The organism is Stenotrophomonas sp. YJH_SMC_91, from assembly GCF_059368495.1.
Map to the genome: position 1 here is coordinate 91,872 of NZ_JCAFRT010000008.1, position 14,387 is coordinate 106,258.

At 68.3% G+C, this 14,387-nt stretch carries 14 protein-coding genes; 9 read left to right on the forward strand and 5 right to left on the reverse strand.

The features are described 5' to 3' along the window. Nucleotides 1-40: 40 nt before the first annotated feature. The 5 genes from AC5P5X_RS11835 to AC5P5X_RS11855 all read left to right on the forward strand — a co-directional run bounded on the left by AC5P5X_RS11835 (nucleotide 41) and on the right by AC5P5X_RS11855 (nucleotide 6,024). Nucleotides 41-2,086, forward strand: a complete 2,046-nt coding sequence (locus tag AC5P5X_RS11835; protein WP_111189284.1) for a TonB-dependent receptor — start codon at nucleotides 41-43, stop codon at nucleotides 2,084-2,086. Between the two features lie 114 nt (nucleotides 2,087-2,200). Next, nucleotides 2,201-3,262 carry a two-component system sensor histidine kinase NtrB gene (locus tag AC5P5X_RS11840; RefSeq protein WP_005411862.1) on the forward strand — a complete coding sequence of 354 codons (1,062 nt, stop codon included), beginning with the start codon at nucleotides 2,201-2,203 and terminating at the stop codon, nucleotides 3,260-3,262. After that, nucleotides 3,255-4,703 (forward strand): nitrogen regulation protein NR(I), encoded by a 1,449-nt coding sequence (ntrC, locus tag AC5P5X_RS11845; protein WP_012478733.1) that lies wholly within the window; start codon nucleotides 3,255-3,257, stop codon nucleotides 4,701-4,703. Before AC5P5X_RS11840 ends, ntrC begins: the two co-directional genes overlap by 8 nt. A gap of 93 nt (nucleotides 4,704-4,796) precedes the next feature. Further along, the gene (locus tag AC5P5X_RS11850; RefSeq protein ID WP_062606388.1) at nucleotides 4,797-5,366 is read left to right on the forward strand and encodes a superoxide dismutase family protein; all 570 of its coding nucleotides are present in this window, start codon (nucleotides 4,797-4,799) and stop codon (nucleotides 5,364-5,366) included. A gap of 31 nt (nucleotides 5,367-5,397) precedes the next feature. Beyond that, nucleotides 5,398-6,024 carry a superoxide dismutase family protein gene (locus AC5P5X_RS11855; RefSeq protein ID WP_005411864.1) on the forward strand — a complete coding sequence of 209 codons (627 nt, stop codon included), beginning with the start codon at nucleotides 5,398-5,400 and terminating at the stop codon, nucleotides 6,022-6,024. 100 nt (nucleotides 6,025-6,124) lie between these two features. Here AC5P5X_RS11855 and AC5P5X_RS11860 read toward each other — a convergent pair whose 3' ends face one another. Continuing rightward, a complete protein-coding gene (locus tag AC5P5X_RS11860; RefSeq protein WP_231098212.1) occupies nucleotides 6,125-7,192 on the reverse strand; it encodes a TonB family protein in 1,068 nt (355 codons plus the stop codon). Nucleotides 7,193-7,290: 98 nt separating this feature from the next. Beyond that, nucleotides 7,291-8,178 carry a hypothetical protein gene (locus AC5P5X_RS11865; protein ID WP_005407588.1) on the reverse strand — a complete coding sequence of 296 codons (888 nt, stop codon included), beginning with the start codon at nucleotides 8,176-8,178 and terminating at the stop codon, nucleotides 7,291-7,293. A 93-nt stretch (nucleotides 8,179-8,271) separates the two neighbouring features. Between AC5P5X_RS11865 and AC5P5X_RS11870 the strand changes: the two genes are divergently transcribed. Further along, nucleotides 8,272-9,567: an acetyl-CoA C-acetyltransferase gene (locus AC5P5X_RS11870; RefSeq protein ID WP_111193964.1), complete on the forward strand. Its 1,296-nt coding sequence runs from the start codon at nucleotides 8,272-8,274 to the stop codon at nucleotides 9,565-9,567. 109 nt (nucleotides 9,568-9,676) lie between these two features. On the opposite strand, the gene AC5P5X_RS11875 is transcribed toward AC5P5X_RS11870, so the two are convergent. From AC5P5X_RS11875 to AC5P5X_RS11885, 3 genes are all read right to left on the reverse strand, one after another. Continuing rightward, nucleotides 9,677-10,972, reverse strand: a complete 1,296-nt coding sequence (locus AC5P5X_RS11875; RefSeq protein ID WP_012478739.1) for a heme biosynthesis HemY N-terminal domain-containing protein — start codon at nucleotides 10,970-10,972, stop codon at nucleotides 9,677-9,679. A gap of 6 nt (nucleotides 10,973-10,978) precedes the next feature. Next, nucleotides 10,979-11,956, reverse strand: coding sequence for a uroporphyrinogen-III C-methyltransferase (locus AC5P5X_RS11880; protein ID WP_111189282.1), 978 nt, complete (start codon nucleotides 11,954-11,956; stop codon nucleotides 10,979-10,981). Nucleotides 11,957-12,060: 104 nt separating this feature from the next. Further along, nucleotides 12,061-12,870 carry a uroporphyrinogen-III synthase gene (locus tag AC5P5X_RS11885; RefSeq protein ID WP_133050869.1) on the reverse strand — a complete coding sequence of 270 codons (810 nt, stop codon included), beginning with the start codon at nucleotides 12,868-12,870 and terminating at the stop codon, nucleotides 12,061-12,063. Nucleotides 12,871-12,905: 35 nt separating this feature from the next. Here AC5P5X_RS11885 and AC5P5X_RS11890 point away from each other — a divergent pair, with 35 nt between their 5' ends. Genes AC5P5X_RS11890 through AC5P5X_RS11900 form a run of 3 tightly spaced genes read left to right on the forward strand, consistent with a single transcriptional unit; the run spans nucleotide 12,906 to nucleotide 14,326 of the window. Next, nucleotides 12,906-13,373, forward strand: a complete 468-nt coding sequence (locus tag AC5P5X_RS11890; RefSeq protein ID WP_111189280.1) for a YiiD C-terminal domain-containing protein — start codon at nucleotides 12,906-12,908, stop codon at nucleotides 13,371-13,373. Between the two features lie 32 nt (nucleotides 13,374-13,405). Further along, on the forward strand, nucleotides 13,406-13,831 hold the full coding sequence (locus tag AC5P5X_RS11895) for a hypothetical protein (RefSeq protein ID WP_005407594.1): 426 nt from the start codon (nucleotides 13,406-13,408) through the stop codon (nucleotides 13,829-13,831). A 57-nt stretch (nucleotides 13,832-13,888) separates the two neighbouring features. Then, nucleotides 13,889-14,326 carry a rhodanese-like domain-containing protein gene (locus AC5P5X_RS11900; protein ID WP_004153552.1) on the forward strand — a complete coding sequence of 146 codons (438 nt, stop codon included), beginning with the start codon at nucleotides 13,889-13,891 and terminating at the stop codon, nucleotides 14,324-14,326. Nucleotides 14,327-14,387 lie beyond the last annotated feature (61 nt).

Below are 14,387 nucleotides of genomic sequence, written 5' to 3' on the forward strand. Positions count from 1 at the left end.
AATGTTATATGATTACGTTTCACCGCAGCCGCCCCTTCCCATGAAGACTCCCACCCTTGTGGCCGCCCTGGCGGCCGCGCCGCTCGCCCCTGAAGCTTTCGCACAGTCCGCCGATGCCGCGCTCACCCTCGGCAAGGTGCAGGTGCACCAGCATGGCGAAGGCCAGCTCAGCGCGCACCAGGTGCTGACTTCGGTGGACGTGCTCGGCGCGGACCAGATCGAAGACCGCAACGTCTCGCACAGCTGGGAGCTGCTGGGGCAGATGCCCGGCATCCAGCTCACCGAAACGCGGCAGGGTGCCGAATCGGGCAAGGTCAGCTTCCGCGCCTTCAACGGCGAGGGCTACCTCAATGCCATCAAGACGCTGATCGATGGCATCCCCAGCAACGTCAACAGCGGCAACCAGCGCTTCATCGACATGCTGTTTCCGCTGGACATCAGCTACATCGAAGTAGTGCGCGGTACCAACGATCCGCGCTATGGCCTGCACAACATCGGCGGCAACGTGAACTTCGGTACGCGCCAGGGTGGCAGCTACACCGATGCGCGCCTGGCCTACGGCAGCTACAACACCCGTGATGCACAGCTGGCGGTTGGCCGCGAAGCCAATGGCTTCGCGCAGAACTATTTCGTCGGCACCCAGGCCAGCGATGGTTATCGCGACCACGACACCTCCAGGAAGTACTCGCTGGGTGGCAAGTGGTTCTTCGGCACGCTGGACGAAGGGCTGCGCGTGGGCCTGACCGCGCGCGCCTACCACCATGAGGCCGACGAACCGGGCTTCATGACCGCCGAGGAACTGCGCACGCACCGCCGTGGCAGCGAGCTGCGCAACGGCAACGACGGTGATGACCGCGACATGCGCCAGCTTGCCGCGCACCTGGATATGAAGCTGTCCGACGCACTCACCTTCGGCACGCGGCTGTACTACAACCGCTACGAAGACGACCGCCGCGTGACCTTCAGCAACCTGCCCACCGGCAACCTGCCGCGCCAGCGCCGCGTGTGGGACGAGCGGCAGCATGGCCTGCTCAGCACGCTGACCTGGCAGGCCAGCCCCGCGCTTACTGTCGAGGGCGGCCTGAACTACGAGCAGCAGGACAACGGCTACATCCGCGAGCGCTACGCCTACGCCGAACCCACCGATTTCAGCCAGCCGCCGGCGCGGGTGCAGAACAACGATCGCCACAGCTTCGACAACTGGGGTGCCTACGTGCAGGCCGTCTACCAGCCGGTCGAGGCCTGGAAGATCGTGCCGGCCTACCGCGTGGACCGTTTCAGTGGCCGCACGCACCTGATGAACGGCATCACCGCTCGGCTGCAGGATTACGGCAGCATCGGTCAGCCCAAGCTGAGCATCATCCACAGCCTGGGCCAGACCACCCACGTCTACGCGAACTGGGGCCGCACCTTCCAGGTACTGACCGGGTCCACCGCGCCGGCCTACCTCACCCCCGGGCAGGCACCGATGCAGCCGTCCACCAACACCGGCATGGAGCTGGGCCTGAAGTTCCAGCCGTTCCAGGGCGCCCAGGCGCGCCTGGCGGTGTGGCAGCAGGACGCGGAAAACGAGGTATCCAACATGCCGGCCACTGGCACCACGGTCACCCTGGGCAAGACCCGCCGACGAGGCGTGGATGCGCAGTTGAGCCTGCAACTGGGCGACGACTGGACGGTATGGGCTTCGCACGCCTACCAGGAAGCGAAGATCACCCGCGACGACCGCGATGCCGGCATTTCCCTGCAGGGCCGCGAAGTGGCTGCCACCCCGCGCCATATCAGCAATCTGGGTGTGGATTACCGCGCCAGCGACGCGCTGCGCCTCGGCCTGCAGGCGCGTGCACAGGGCGATTACTATCTGGAAGAACGCAACGTGGCCGGCAAGTTCGGTGGCTTCGCCGTGCTCGACCTCAGTGCTGCCTATCAGCTCACCCCGCGTTTCAGCGTGGACCTGCAGCTGAAGAACGTCACCGGCCGCCAGTACGCCTACGTCTGGTACGACAGCTTCTTCTGGAACAGCGCCCGCCCGATGTTCTCGCCGGCCCCGGGCCGCAGCGTGTTCGTCGGCCTGAACATGAAGCTGTAACCGGCCACGCATCTGGTAGTGGTCGAGCTTGCTCGACCTGCGGCAGGGGTCAGAGCCCTTTCCTCACGGAAAGGGATCCGACCCCGGACCCCCGTTTTGCACTACATTGGTGCAATGTCCGACCCCGCACCCCCGCCGTCCCTCGATGCCCTGGGCACGCCGCTGGCCTGGGCCGGGGCCGATGGCTGCATTGCCGGCTGCAATCCGGCCTTCGCCCGCTGGCTGGGCGTCAGCGTCCGGCGCCTGCTGGGTCGGCCATTGGCCGCCCTGGAAGTGCAGGGCGAGGCGTTGGCCCATTTCCTGGCCCGCGACGAGCGCGACAGCCTGCGCCTGAACCGGCTGGCGCTGGCGGTGCCCGGCGAGGCGCCGCGCTTCGCCGAGGGCTGGATGAGCCGCCGCGACGATGGCGGCTGGCTGCTGGAGGCGCATCCGGTCGATGAGTTCCCAGGACTCGATCCCACCCAGGCGCTGCCCAGCGCGCTCAGTGCGGCGCTGAAGGGCCTGGCCCACGAGCTGCGCAACCCGCTGGCCGGACTGAAGGGCGCGGCCCAGCTGCTTGCCCGGCGTGCGGCGCAGCGCGACGCCAGCGAACGTGAGCTGATCGAACTGATCGGCTCGGAGATCGAGCGCCTCAACGGCCTGCTCGACCAGCTGCTGTCGCCGGCCCCGGCCGCGCCGCATGCCGAACTGAACATCCATGCCGCGCTGGAACGCGTGCTGCGCCTGGCCGAGAGCGAAGCCGGCTGGGCGGTGCGCCTGCAGCGTGACTACGACCCCAGCATCCCCGAATTCCATGGTGACGCCGACCGCCTCACCCAGGCGGTCTGGAACCTGGTGCGCAACGCGATCCAGGCCGGCGCCGGCAACATCACCCTGCGTACCCGCGTGGAGCATGGCGTGCGCATTGCCGAGCAGCTGCACACGCTGGCGTTGCGCCTGGAAATCGCCGACGACGGCCGTGGCGTTCCCGAGGAACTGGCTGAACACCTGTTCCTGCCCTTGGTCAGTGGCCGTGCCGAAGGCACTGGCCTGGGCCTGGCGCTGGCCCAGCAGGTGGCGCGCGAGCATCGCGGCACGCTGACCTACCGCTCGCGCCCGGGCCATACCGTGTTCACTCTGCTGCTGCCGATCGTCAGCGGCGCTGCCCCGGCCGAGGAGGCCCCGCGCGATGTCTGAGTCCTCTTCGTCCCCGCAGCGCATCTGGGTGGTCGATGACGATCGGGCCGTGCGCTTCGTGCTGTGCACCGCGCTGCGCGAGGCGGGCTACCAGGTCGTCGATTTCGACAGCGCCGCACCCGCCCTGCAGGCGTTGAGCGAAGGCCCGCCACCGGCGCTGCTGTTCACCGATGTGCGCATGCCCGGCGACGATGGCCTGGTGCTGCTGGACAAGCTCAAGGCCGCGCTGCCGCAGCTGCCGGTGGTGGTGATGTCGGCCTATACCGATGTAGCCAGCACGGCCGGCGCGTTCCGCGGTGGCGCGCATGAATTCCTGTCCAAGCCGTTCGATCTGGACGATGCGGTGGCACTGGCGCAACGGGTGCTGCCGGCCGTCGCACCGGCATTGGCGGCGGCCACACCTGCGGCCGAAGCGCATAGCGACCAACCGCCGCAACTGGTGGGCGATACCCCGCCGATGCGCGCGCTGTTCCGCGCCATCGGTCGCCTGGCGCAGGCACCGCTGGCGGTGCTGATCACCGGCGAGACCGGCACCGGCAAGGAGCTGGTGGCCAATGCGCTGCATCGCGAATCGCCGCGCGCGCAGGGGCCCTTCGTCGCGCTCAATACCGCTGCGATCCCGTCCGAGCTGCTGGAAAGCGAGTTGTTCGGCCACGAAGCCGGCGCCTTCACCGGCGCGCAGCGCCGCCATATCGGCCGCTTCGAGCAGGCCGATGGCGGCACACTTTTCCTGGATGAGATCGGCGACATGCCGCTGCCGTTGCAGACCCGGCTGCTGCGCGTGCTGGCGCAGGGCGAGTTCTTCCGCGTCGGTGGCCGTGAACTGATCCGCGTCGACGTGCGGGTGGTTGCCGCCACCCACCAGGACCTGGAAGGGCTGGTTGCACAAGGAAAGTTCCGCGCCGACCTGCTGCACCGCCTGGACGTGGTGCGCCTGCAGCTGCCACCGCTGCGCGAGCGCCGCGAGGACATCGCACAGCTGGCCAGTACGTTCCTGGCCGCCGCCGCGCGCAAGCTGGATACACCGCCGAAGCGCCTGACCGCGGCCGCACTGCAGGCGCTGCGCGAACACGACTGGCCGGGCAACGTGCGCGAACTGGAAAACGTGTGCTGGCGGATGGCGGCGTTGGCGGCCGCCGACACCATCGGCGTGGCCGACGTCGATACCGCGCTCAACCGTACGCGCGGTCGTCGCAGCAGCACCACCAGCGCCGATCCGGGGCAGTGGGAAGCGCTGCTGGCCGAATGGGCACGCCGTCAGCTGGCCGAAGGCGTGGAAGGGCTGCACGCGCAGGTGCGCGAGCGGGTCGACCATGCCCTGCTGGAGGCCGCGCTGCAGATCACCCACGGCCGCCGTGCCGAAGCCGCTGCCCGCCTCGGCCTTGGCCGCAATACCCTTACCCGCAAGCTGGGCGCCGGACGCCGCCGCGGGGGCCATTGAACGGCCCCTGCACGCGATCCTCGCGCCCGCTTGCCGAACTGTTGATCGTTCATGGACGATGCAACGCTTAGTGTCATCTGCAAGGAGTCTTTGATGCGTCTGTCCTATGCCATCCTGCCGTTGTCCGCCGCCGTGCTGCTGTCTGCCTGCGGCAGTGCGCCGAAAAAGACCGAACCTACTCCGCCACCGCCGACCGTGGTCAGCGCAGCGAAGCAGGGCGAGGCCAATCTTGCGCCGGCCTCGGCCAGCATTGTCAGTGGCCGCATCGCACTGATGGTGGAGCCCGGCGGTATCCACATCACCGGCCTGATCGGTGGCCTGCAGCCGATGCAGCAGGCGGGCTTCCACATCCACGAGCGCGGCGACTGCAGTGCGGTGGATGCCAGCAGTGCCGGCAACCACTTCAACCCCAGTGGCGCCGCGCATGGCCGCGCCGGCACCGGCAAGCACCACCTGGGCGACATGGACAATCTGCGTGCCGACGCCCAGGGCCGCGCCAACGTCGATATCCACCTCAAGGGCGTTACCCTTGGCGGAGGCGCCGCCACCGATATCGCCGGACGTGCACTGGTCGTGCATGCCAACGCCGACGACTATCGCAGCCAGCCCGCCGGCAATGCCGGCGTCCGCATCGCCTGTGGCGTGATCCGGGTTGTCCGCTGATCACTGCAGGCATCATCCAGGGAGAGATTCCATGCGCTTGATCCACACTTCGCTGTTCGCAGCCATTGCTGCGCTGGGCCTGGCGGCCTGCAACCAGCAGCCGGCCGCGCCGCAGGCTGAAACCCCTCCGGCCGCGCCGGCCGACGGTGCCACCACCGAACCGGCTGCAACGCCGGCCCCGGCGGCTGCACCGGCTGCCGATGCTACGGCCAGCGCCGAGCTGGCACCGACCCAGGGCAACGAGACCAAGGGCAGCGTCACCTTCAAGGTGGTCGATGGCAAGGTCCACGTGACCGGCCAGATCAGCGGCCTGAAGCCGGGCAGCGAGCACGGCTTCCACATTCACGAGAAGGGCGACTGCAGCGCCCCGGACGGCATGAGTGCCGGTGGCCACTTCAACCCGGGCAAGCAGGATCACGGCAATGTCGCCACCGATCCGCACCACGGCGGCGACATGCCCAACATCAAGGCCGACGACAAGGGCGTGGCCACCATCGACGGCCCGGTGTCGAGCAACGTCAACATCGGCAAGGGTGATGACTTCGACATCATCGGCCGTGGCCTGATCGTCCACGCCGATGCGGATGACTACAAGACCCAGCCGACCGGCAATGCCGGCGCGCGCCTGGCGTGTGCGGTGATCCAGAAGGCGCCGTAAGCGCGCTCCTGCTGGAAATGGAAAACGCCGGCGCAAGCCGGCGTTTTTCTTGCATCCCTTCCTGTAGAGCCGAGCCAATGCTCGGCTGCCTTTGCTGCGGTCAGGGGGATCGCAGCAATGTGTCGCGTCGCTGCCGCAGTTCAGCGCATTCGGCAGGGCCGCTTTCACACAGGATCGAGATATCGGTCTGCATGTGGGCCTTGCCCGTCTTGGCATCGATCACTTCGCGCTTGAAGGTGCGCACCACGGCCGGTGCCGTGCGGTGGGGCGGCACCATCACCAGCCAGTGGGTCATGGTCACCGGCTTCAACCGTCCCTCGGTCATCTCGATTTCCCGCATGATCGCGCCAAGACTGGTGTTGTAGAGCGTCATCCCCGGCTGACTCGACTGATCCGGCGCAAGATCTACACCCTTCATCTTCGGCAGCGCTTCGACGAAGCCGGCGACGGTGCCGAATTCCAGCAGGGCATCATTTGCAATCACCACATCATCTGGCTCCGGCTCTGATGCCTCCGTGGCCGCTGGCTGGCGCCGCGGTTCGAAGTTGAATGACTGGGTGAAGCTGATCCAGGGGTGCTTCACGGGCGCGTCCGGAGGGCAGGTCAGCCGCCAGTTCCGTGCGGCGTTGAGCAGCGTGTCATCAATGCGTGCATCCCCGCTGCTCCGGCCGATCTTCACCTCCGTTTTTGCCGGATCGCCGGCCACCGGGCGCAACCAGACTTCCGCCGAGCCGCGCAAACCGCTGGACCGCACTGCGCTGGAGAACCTGGGTTCGTTGTCCGCCCAGCTCAGGCGGTCCAGCCGGCAAGCCGGTTCCGGAACAGGCACGACCGGTTGCGCGATGCCGCCCGGGCCCGTGCACTGATACTTCCAGCTGAGGGCCGCCTGCCGGGCTGCATCATCCAGCACCCGGTTGCGGGAGCCGTTCAGCACGCGCGCATCGTGGGCGCGGCCCTGCGCATCGACGTTGACCTGCACCTTGACCGTGTTGCTGAAGCTGATATGGCTGTCATAGACCTCGGGCTCCGCCACGGCAGCAGCGAAGGCCGGCGCAACTGTGCAGGTGGGTGTCGCGGCAACCGGTACCGCTGCTTGGGCCATGATCGGAAGGCCACAGACGGCTGCGGCAAGCAGGGTCAGCCCTGCGCATTGAAGTCTACACAGCATGCAGTTCGTCCTTGATCGCGCATGAGTATCCATGCACTAGCCCGCAATGGTGGCACATCGCGCCGCCGAACCGGTTGGCGGCGCGTGGTGCGGCTTGATCAGCGCGCCAGCAGTTCGCGCGCGTCCTGGCCGGCCTCGCAGTGCACGAACAGTACCGGCACGCCATGTGCTTCCAGCACCGCGGCCATCTGCCGCTGGCGCATCAGGAACTGCTCGTAGATGCCCTTCAGGCGGTCGCAATCGTTCTTGCCGTGATCGTAGTGCGCGCACCAGCCGGCCGGATCGAACAGCGCCATGCGTGCTTCGCCATGCGTGTAACGCAGCAGCGGCTCGGGCGCGGCGTTGAGCCATTCGTCTTCACCGGGGGCCATGATCGCGGTCTCGATCAGCGGCCACAGTGCGGCCAGGCCCTGGTTGTCGTACTGCATCGACATCATCGCGGCCAGATCATTCACAGTGAAATACCGCGCGTGCTCGATGCGGGCACCGAAGGTGTTCTGCGCCATCAACGCGGTGTCGGCATGGGCCATGCCGTTGGCCAGCAGCGTGTCTTCCAGCGCCTCGGCCACCGCATTGGTCGTCGCCACGTCGCTGCCGGTCAGCAGGAACGGCACCACGCGCAGGCCGCCGCCCACCAGGCTGGCGTCGGCCTGGAACGGTAGCGGCACGTCGCCCTGGGCGTCGGTACCAAAGGCCAGCAGGCGCGGGCCCTGGTTGCGGCCCGGGGCACGCATCTGCAGTTCTTCCAGGCGGCGGTGGATCGGCCAGCCCGGGCGCAGCACTTCGGCCGGGTCGAAATGGGCGGCGGCGAACACCAGGTCCAGCTCGGCCACCTGCGGCACCAGCTTGGACAGGTCGCGGCCGACGCGATCGGCCAGTTCACCGGCCTGTTCGGCGCTGAGTACCGCCTGGCGGGGGATTTCACCGCCGGCCAGTTCCAGGGCCAGCACGCCAAGGGCATTCATCGCGGGGTCGGGTTTGCTCATGGTTCCACGGTTGGCCCATCACAGGGCGGCAGCTACACTTGGCTCCATTATGCCTGCTCCGCCGTGCAGGCCATGTTGCAGACACCCTCATCCATGCCAGGTATCTCCATGCCCAACGCTCGTCCCGTCGCCATCCTCGGTGGCGTCCGCATTCCGTTCTGCCGCCAGAACACCGCGTATTCGGATGTCGGCAACCTCGGCATGTCGGTCCGTACGCTGGGCGCGCTGGTCGAACGGTTCGGCCTGCACGGCCAGCAGCTGGGTGAAGTGGCGATGGGTGCGGTGATCAAGCACTCCAGCGACTGGAACCTGGGCCGTGAAGCCACGCTGTCGTCCGGCCTGTCGCCGCTGACCCCGGGCATCACCCTGCAGCGCGCCTGTGGCACCTCGCTGGACAGCATCATCACTGTCGCCAACAAGATCGCGCTGGGCCAGATTGAATCGGGCATCGGCGGCGGTTCGGACACCACCTCCGATGTGCCGATCGTCTACGGCAAGAAGCTGCGCGCGCGCCTGCTGGCCGCCAACCGTGCCAAGAGCACTGGCGACAAGATCCGCGCGCTCACTTCCGGCTTCAAGTTCTCCGAGCTCAAGCCCGAGTTCCCGGGCGTGGCCGAGCCGCGCACCGGCAAGAGCATGGGCGACCACTGCGAGGACATGGCCAAGGAATGGAACATCTCGCGCGACTCGCAGGACGAGTGGGCGGTGTCCTCGCACAAGAAGCTGGCCGCTGCCTATGAGCGCGGTTTCTTCAACGATCTGATCGCACCGTTCCGTGGCGTCGAGCGCGACAACATCCTGCGTCCGGATACCTCGCTGGAAAAGCTGGCCACGCTGAAGCCGGCCTTCGACAAGGTCTCCGGCCGTGGCACCCTGACCGCCGCCAACTCCACGCCGCTGACCGATGGCGCCGCCGCGGTGCTGCTGGCCAGTGAAGAGTGGGCGCGTGCGCACGGCCATGAGCCGCAGGCGTACCTGCGCGATGCGCACGTCTCTGCGGTGGACTTCGTGCATGGCGAAGGCCTGCTGATGGCACCGACCGTGGCCGTGCCGGAGATGCTCAAGCGCAACGGCCTGACCCTGCAGGACTTCGACATCTACGAGATCCACGAGGCCTTCGCTGCACAGGTGCTGTGCACCCTGCGTGCGTGGGAGAGCGAGGATTACTGCCGCAACCGCCTAGGCCTGGATGCGCCGATGGGCCGTATCGACCCGGACAGGATCAACCTGCTGGGCTCGTCGCTGGCTACCGGCCACCCGTTCGCCGCCACCGGCGCCCGCGTGATCGCTACCGCAGCCAAGCAGCTGGCCGAACGTGGCGGCGGCCGCGCGCTGGTGTCGATCTGCACCGCCGGCGGCATGGGCGTGGTGGCGATCGTCGAACGCTGAGCATCACGGTAGTGCCGGCCGCTGGCCGGCAGCGCTGGTACGAAAACGCCGCCCATTGGGCGGCGTTTTTTTGTTGCTCCGGTGGGTGCCGACCGTTGGTCGGCACGCCTCACGGCAACCGCGGGTTGCCGAACTCGTCGCGCTCTTCATTGGCGTCATATACCGGGGGCTGCACCGCGATCGGCTGCTCTTCCACCGTGGCACGCAGTGGCGCCTCGCTGCCGCGCACCAGCGCCACGCTGTCCTCGCCGCGCTGCAGTCGCAGCGCATTGGCCAGGCACTGCGCGGCCAGCGCGTGCTCGCCACGCTGCGCGAACAGTTCACCCAGTGCCTCCCACGCCGGGGCACCGGCGCCGGCGGCGATGGCCTCGTGCAGGAACGTATCGGCGGCATCCCACTGCTGCTGGGCCAGGGCCACGCGGCCCTGCGCCAGATGCAGTGCGGCCGAGCCATCATGCACATTGCGCCAGCGCGCCAGGTTGGCCTGGCGGGTGGCCAGGCGCTCGGCCGGCAGGCGGCCGTACAGCGCCACCAGTTCGTCGTCCCAGCGCTGGTCCAGCGCCTGTTCCAGCGCCAGCAGCGCCGGCTCATCCCAGTTCAGGGCCACCGCACGGCTGGCATAGGCGCCCACCACGTCCGGGGTCGGCCGCAGCGCCTTCGGCGTGGCTTCCCACTGTGCGGCCAATGCGTTGACGTCGGCCGCTTCCAGCAGCGCCTGTGCGGCCAGGCGGGCTTCCAGTTCGCTGTTTGATTCGGCCGGCAGTACCTTGCTCTGGCGCAGCGCACCCAGCTGGCCATAGGCCTCGTGTGCGCGGCCGGCACGCGCCAGCGCTTCGGTACGCAGCCACAGGCCGCGCGGCGGCAGCGGCTGGATCGCCGCCACGTCCAATGCGTTGATCGCATCCACCGGCAGATCGCGCGCCAGCAGCTGTTCGGCGCGCAGCAGCGCCTGCAGGGTGGCATCGCTCTCGCCAAGACGCTGCAGCAGCGCTTCACCGGCGGGGCCGTCGGCACGTGCCTGTGCGCTGCGCACGGCATTGGCCAGCGCCACCGCGCTCACTTCCGGGTCCTTGGCAGCGCCATCCAGCAGCTTCTCGGCACGCTGCCACTGGCCGTGCTCGTAGGCCTGCAGGCCGTCGATCAGGCGCACCCGGCCCTGCTTGCGGCGGTAGCGGCCCCAGGCGCGGAACGGTGCGGCAATCAGGCTCCACAGCAGCCACAGCACCAGCACTGCGATCACCGACAGCAGCGCCACCTTCGGCAGGTTGCTGTGGTAGTCGTAACCGCCGTAGCGCAGGGTTACTTCACCGAAACGGTTGAGGTCATCGGCGCCCAGCCATTGCGCGGCCACCACGCCGATGGCCACCGCCAGCAACAGCACAACCAGGGATTGCAGGGGTTTCATGCGGGACTACCTCCGGTCGGTCTGGGTGCGCAGTTGCTGCAGGGTGCTGCCAAGCACGGTGTTGCTGGCCTGCAGCGGAAGCTCGCGCAAGGCCTTCAGTTCAGCACGTTGCGCGCGCAGGGCCGGTGAATCCGGCCAGCGCCGCTGTGCCCAGTGCTCCACGCGTTCCAGTGCGGTATCTCGGCCCGTGCGGTCGCCGCGTTCGATCGCGGCGCGCGCCAGGGTCAGTTCCAGCTGCAGGGCGTCGTCGGCATTGCGACGTTCCGCGGCGGTCAGCGGGCCATTCTGGCGGCTCGGGGTGATGTCCACGAACGGGGCCAGCGTCGATTGCCACCACGGTTTTGCGGTGTCGGTCGCAGCGTTGCCAGTCACTTGCGACGGCAGCCCCTGCAGTGCCCTGGCCAAGGCATCCAGCCGCTGCAGCGACTGCACGCGCGGGCCGGCGCCCAGCGCATCGAGTGCATCGCGCTCCTGCACCAATGCCTGGCGCAGGTTCAGGCCATCGCTGTCGGGCAGATCGGCCAGCGCGGTGGCGGCCTGTGCATACAGGCGGCGCGCGCCTTCCACATCGTCGGCATAATTCAGCCGCTGCGCCGCCTGGGTCAGCAGCAGTTCGGCCTCATCGCGCTGTACCGCCTGGCGGCCCTGGTTGGCGCTGTCGGCCAGCTTGGCCAGGTTCTCTTCCAGCAGCGCACTGCGCTGCGAAAGGCCCAGCATCTCGTCGCGCAGCACGCGGTTGGTGGTCGCCGCATCCTGCAGCCGCTGGCTGGTCGCGCGCTGGTCGCGGCGCAGTGCATCCAGCGTCGCCTCCAGGCCCTGCAGCTGCACGGCCATGGTCTGTGCCTTCGCTTCCTGTTCGTGCTGTTGCTGCTGCCAGACGTACCAGCCGGCATAGCCGCCCACGCCAAGCACGACCACCCCGGCCAGCGGCAGCAGCCAGCGCACGGGTCGACGGGGCGGGGAAACGGGCGGAGTCTCGTTCATGGGGCTTCCTTGTCGGCAACGTCGCCGGTCAGGATCCGGCAGGCCGCGTTGTGCACAGCATCACTGTTGCCGACCACAGCGGCAAGCGTGACCCACGTCCCTGTTCAGGTCGCTGCCGGGACGGTGAGCGTGGCGTGTGCAGCGGCCACCAGCTGCGCCGTGGTGGGCCCGGCCGCGCGCACCACGCGCTGCAGCCCCAGTGCATGCGCCTGATCGCCCAGCCGTTCGCTGGCCACGACGACGGTGGCCTGGGCCTGCAGGCGTTGCTGCAATGCCGGCGGAAGCTGCTGCCAGAAATGCAGCAACGCCTCACCACTGCTCACCGCCAACACCCACGGCTGCGCTGAATGCGCCAATCGAGCCAGCGTGCGGGGCGACAGGCGCAGCAGGCGGCGCTGATAGACATCGGCACGTTCGATCGTGGCGCCTGCGGCCTGCAGGTGTGCAGTAATCAGCCCGCGTCCGCCGGGCGCGGTGACCAGGCCGATGCGCAGGCCCCGCGCCTCGGCCAGCACCGGCAGCGCCAGCAGGCCCTCGCTGTCCATCCGCTGCGGTGCATGCACCTCGCCGACGCCCTGCGCCCGCAGCGCGCGCGCGGTGCCTTCGCCCACGGTCAGCCACGGGCTGCGTTGCACCTCGGCCAGTGGCAGCAGGGTGGCGGCCGCGGTCACGGCGGCCGGGCTGGTGAACACCACCCGATCGCAGTTCAGCGCGCGTTGCAGCTGGCGCACCACTGGCGTGCCCTGCAGGCGTTGCAAGCGCCAGGGCGGCAGGGCCACGACATGCCCGCCCAGCCCAGCGACGGCGCGGCGCAGCGCCGCATTCTGGCCTCGTGGGCGCAGCGAAATGAAGGTCCAGCCCGCCTCGGAACCGGCAGCGCCAGTGGGTATCGTATGGTCGGCCATTGCCTGCATTATGCGGGCCCTTCGTTGTCGTGGTCGCTGCTCCGATGTCCGTTGATGCCCTGACTTCCTCGTTGGCCGCCCTGCAGGATGTGCTGGACTGCATGCCGGCGGTCCGCGCCATGCAGATCCAGCTCGACGGCTATGCCGACGGCGTGCTGCGCATCACCGCGCCGCTGGCCGCCAACGTCAACGACAAGGGCAACGCCTTCGGTGGCAGCCTGGCCTCGGTGCTGACCCTGTCGGGCTGGGCACTGGTCAGCCTGCGCCTGCGCCTGGCCGGCCACGATGCCGAGGTCTACGTGGCCGACAGTAACCTGCGCTACCTGGCCCCGGTCTACGAAGACCTGCATGCCCATGCCGAAGCGGCCGAAGCCAGCGGCTGGGATGCCTTCCTGAATACCTTCCGCCAGCGCCGCAAGGCCCGCATCAGCATCATCGCCACCCAGCCCGGCACCGATGGCAAGCCGGCCGCCGAGTTCAGCGGTCGCTTTGTTGCCTTCGCCAAAGGGTAGGATGGCAGGCTGACGTTCTGGGGAAACCACCGATGCGCCGCCTCATCCAGTTCCTGATGTGTTCCCTGCTGCTGGTCAGCGCCGTGGCTTCGGCCGACGACCTGAGCCGCAAGCAGCGCAAGCTGCTGGAAGAGACCCAGATCGCCTACGGCGCCACCATCCGCTGGGGCAGCATGGACGATGCCATCGGCTATCTGGACCCCAAGCTGCGCAAGGAGAAGCCGCCCACCGAGTTCGAGCTCAACCGCTACGCGCAGCTGCGCGTGTCGTCCTACCGCGAGCGCAGCAGCGCGGCGCTGGAAGGCGGCCTGGTCGAGCGCCGGGTCGAAATCGGGGTGATCAACCAGAACACGCAGGCCGAACGCACCGTGATGGTGGTCGAGCGCTGGCGCTGGGATCCGGAGGCCAAGCGCTGGTGGCAGACCGCCGGCCTGCCGGACCTGTGGAAGGGGCAGTGACGGGCCGCGTCCGGCTTGTGCGACAATCGGCGCCCGCTTAATCGACCCGTGACCTGAGTGAATTACGAAGAGTTGCTGGCCTTTGCAGGCCGAAACCCGATGCTGTCCGCGGCCCTGGTCGGCCTGACCGTGGCCATCATCGTCACCGAGATCCGCCGCCTGTTCCGGGGCTTCAAGGGCATCAAGCCCGCCGAACTGACCCAGCTGATGAACGCGGGCGGCACGGTGGTGGTCGACCTGTCGGCCAGCGGTGACTTCGAGAAGGGCCACATTGCCGGCAGCCGCAACGCCCAGGCCAGTGCCTTCGGCCCGGACAACAAGCTGGTGGCCAACGCCAAGCAGTCGCCGGTGGTGCTGGTGTGCCGCAGCGGCAACGCCTCGGAAACCGCCGCCAAGGCGCTGAAGAAGGCCGGCTTCGAGAAGGTCTACGTGCTCGACGGCGGCATTCCCGCCTGGCAGCAGGCCGAGCTGCCGCTGGTCAAGGGCCGCAACTGATTGCCGCAGGTGGCGGATCCGGCCTTGTATGGGCCTGATCCCGCCCCCATCGCAGTAATTC

Excerpts from the sequence above, each read along its gene's own strand:
- AC5P5X_RS11835 (WP_111189284.1), top strand. The coding sequence starts at position 41 with ATGAAGACTCCCACCCTTGTGGCCGCCCTGGCGGCCGCGCCGCTCGCC.
- AC5P5X_RS11840 (WP_005411862.1), top strand. The coding sequence starts at position 2,201 with ATGTCCGACCCCGCACCCCCGCCGTCCCTCGATGCCCTGGGCACGCCG.
- ntrC (WP_012478733.1), top strand. The coding sequence starts at position 3,255 with ATGTCTGAGTCCTCTTCGTCCCCGCAGCGCATCTGGGTGGTCGATGAC.
- AC5P5X_RS11850 (WP_062606388.1), top strand. The coding sequence starts at position 4,797 with ATGCGTCTGTCCTATGCCATCCTGCCGTTGTCCGCCGCCGTGCTGCTG.
- AC5P5X_RS11855 (WP_005411864.1), top strand. The coding sequence starts at position 5,398 with ATGCGCTTGATCCACACTTCGCTGTTCGCAGCCATTGCTGCGCTGGGC.
- AC5P5X_RS11860 (WP_231098212.1), bottom strand. The coding sequence starts at position 7,192 with ATGCTGTGTAGACTTCAATGCGCAGGGCTGACCCTGCTTGCCGCAGCC.
- AC5P5X_RS11865 (WP_005407588.1), bottom strand. The coding sequence starts at position 8,178 with ATGAGCAAACCCGACCCCGCGATGAATGCCCTTGGCGTGCTGGCCCTG.
- AC5P5X_RS11870 (WP_111193964.1), top strand. The coding sequence starts at position 8,272 with ATGCCAGGTATCTCCATGCCCAACGCTCGTCCCGTCGCCATCCTCGGT.
- AC5P5X_RS11875 (WP_012478739.1), bottom strand. The coding sequence starts at position 10,972 with ATGAAACCCCTGCAATCCCTGGTTGTGCTGTTGCTGGCGGTGGCCATC.
- AC5P5X_RS11880 (WP_111189282.1), bottom strand. The coding sequence starts at position 11,956 with ATGAACGAGACTCCGCCCGTTTCCCCGCCCCGTCGACCCGTGCGCTGG.
- AC5P5X_RS11885 (WP_133050869.1), bottom strand. The coding sequence starts at position 12,870 with ATGCAGGCAATGGCCGACCATACGATACCCACTGGCGCTGCCGGTTCC.
- AC5P5X_RS11890 (WP_111189280.1), top strand. The coding sequence starts at position 12,906 with ATGTCCGTTGATGCCCTGACTTCCTCGTTGGCCGCCCTGCAGGATGTG.
- AC5P5X_RS11895 (WP_005407594.1), top strand. The coding sequence starts at position 13,406 with ATGCGCCGCCTCATCCAGTTCCTGATGTGTTCCCTGCTGCTGGTCAGC.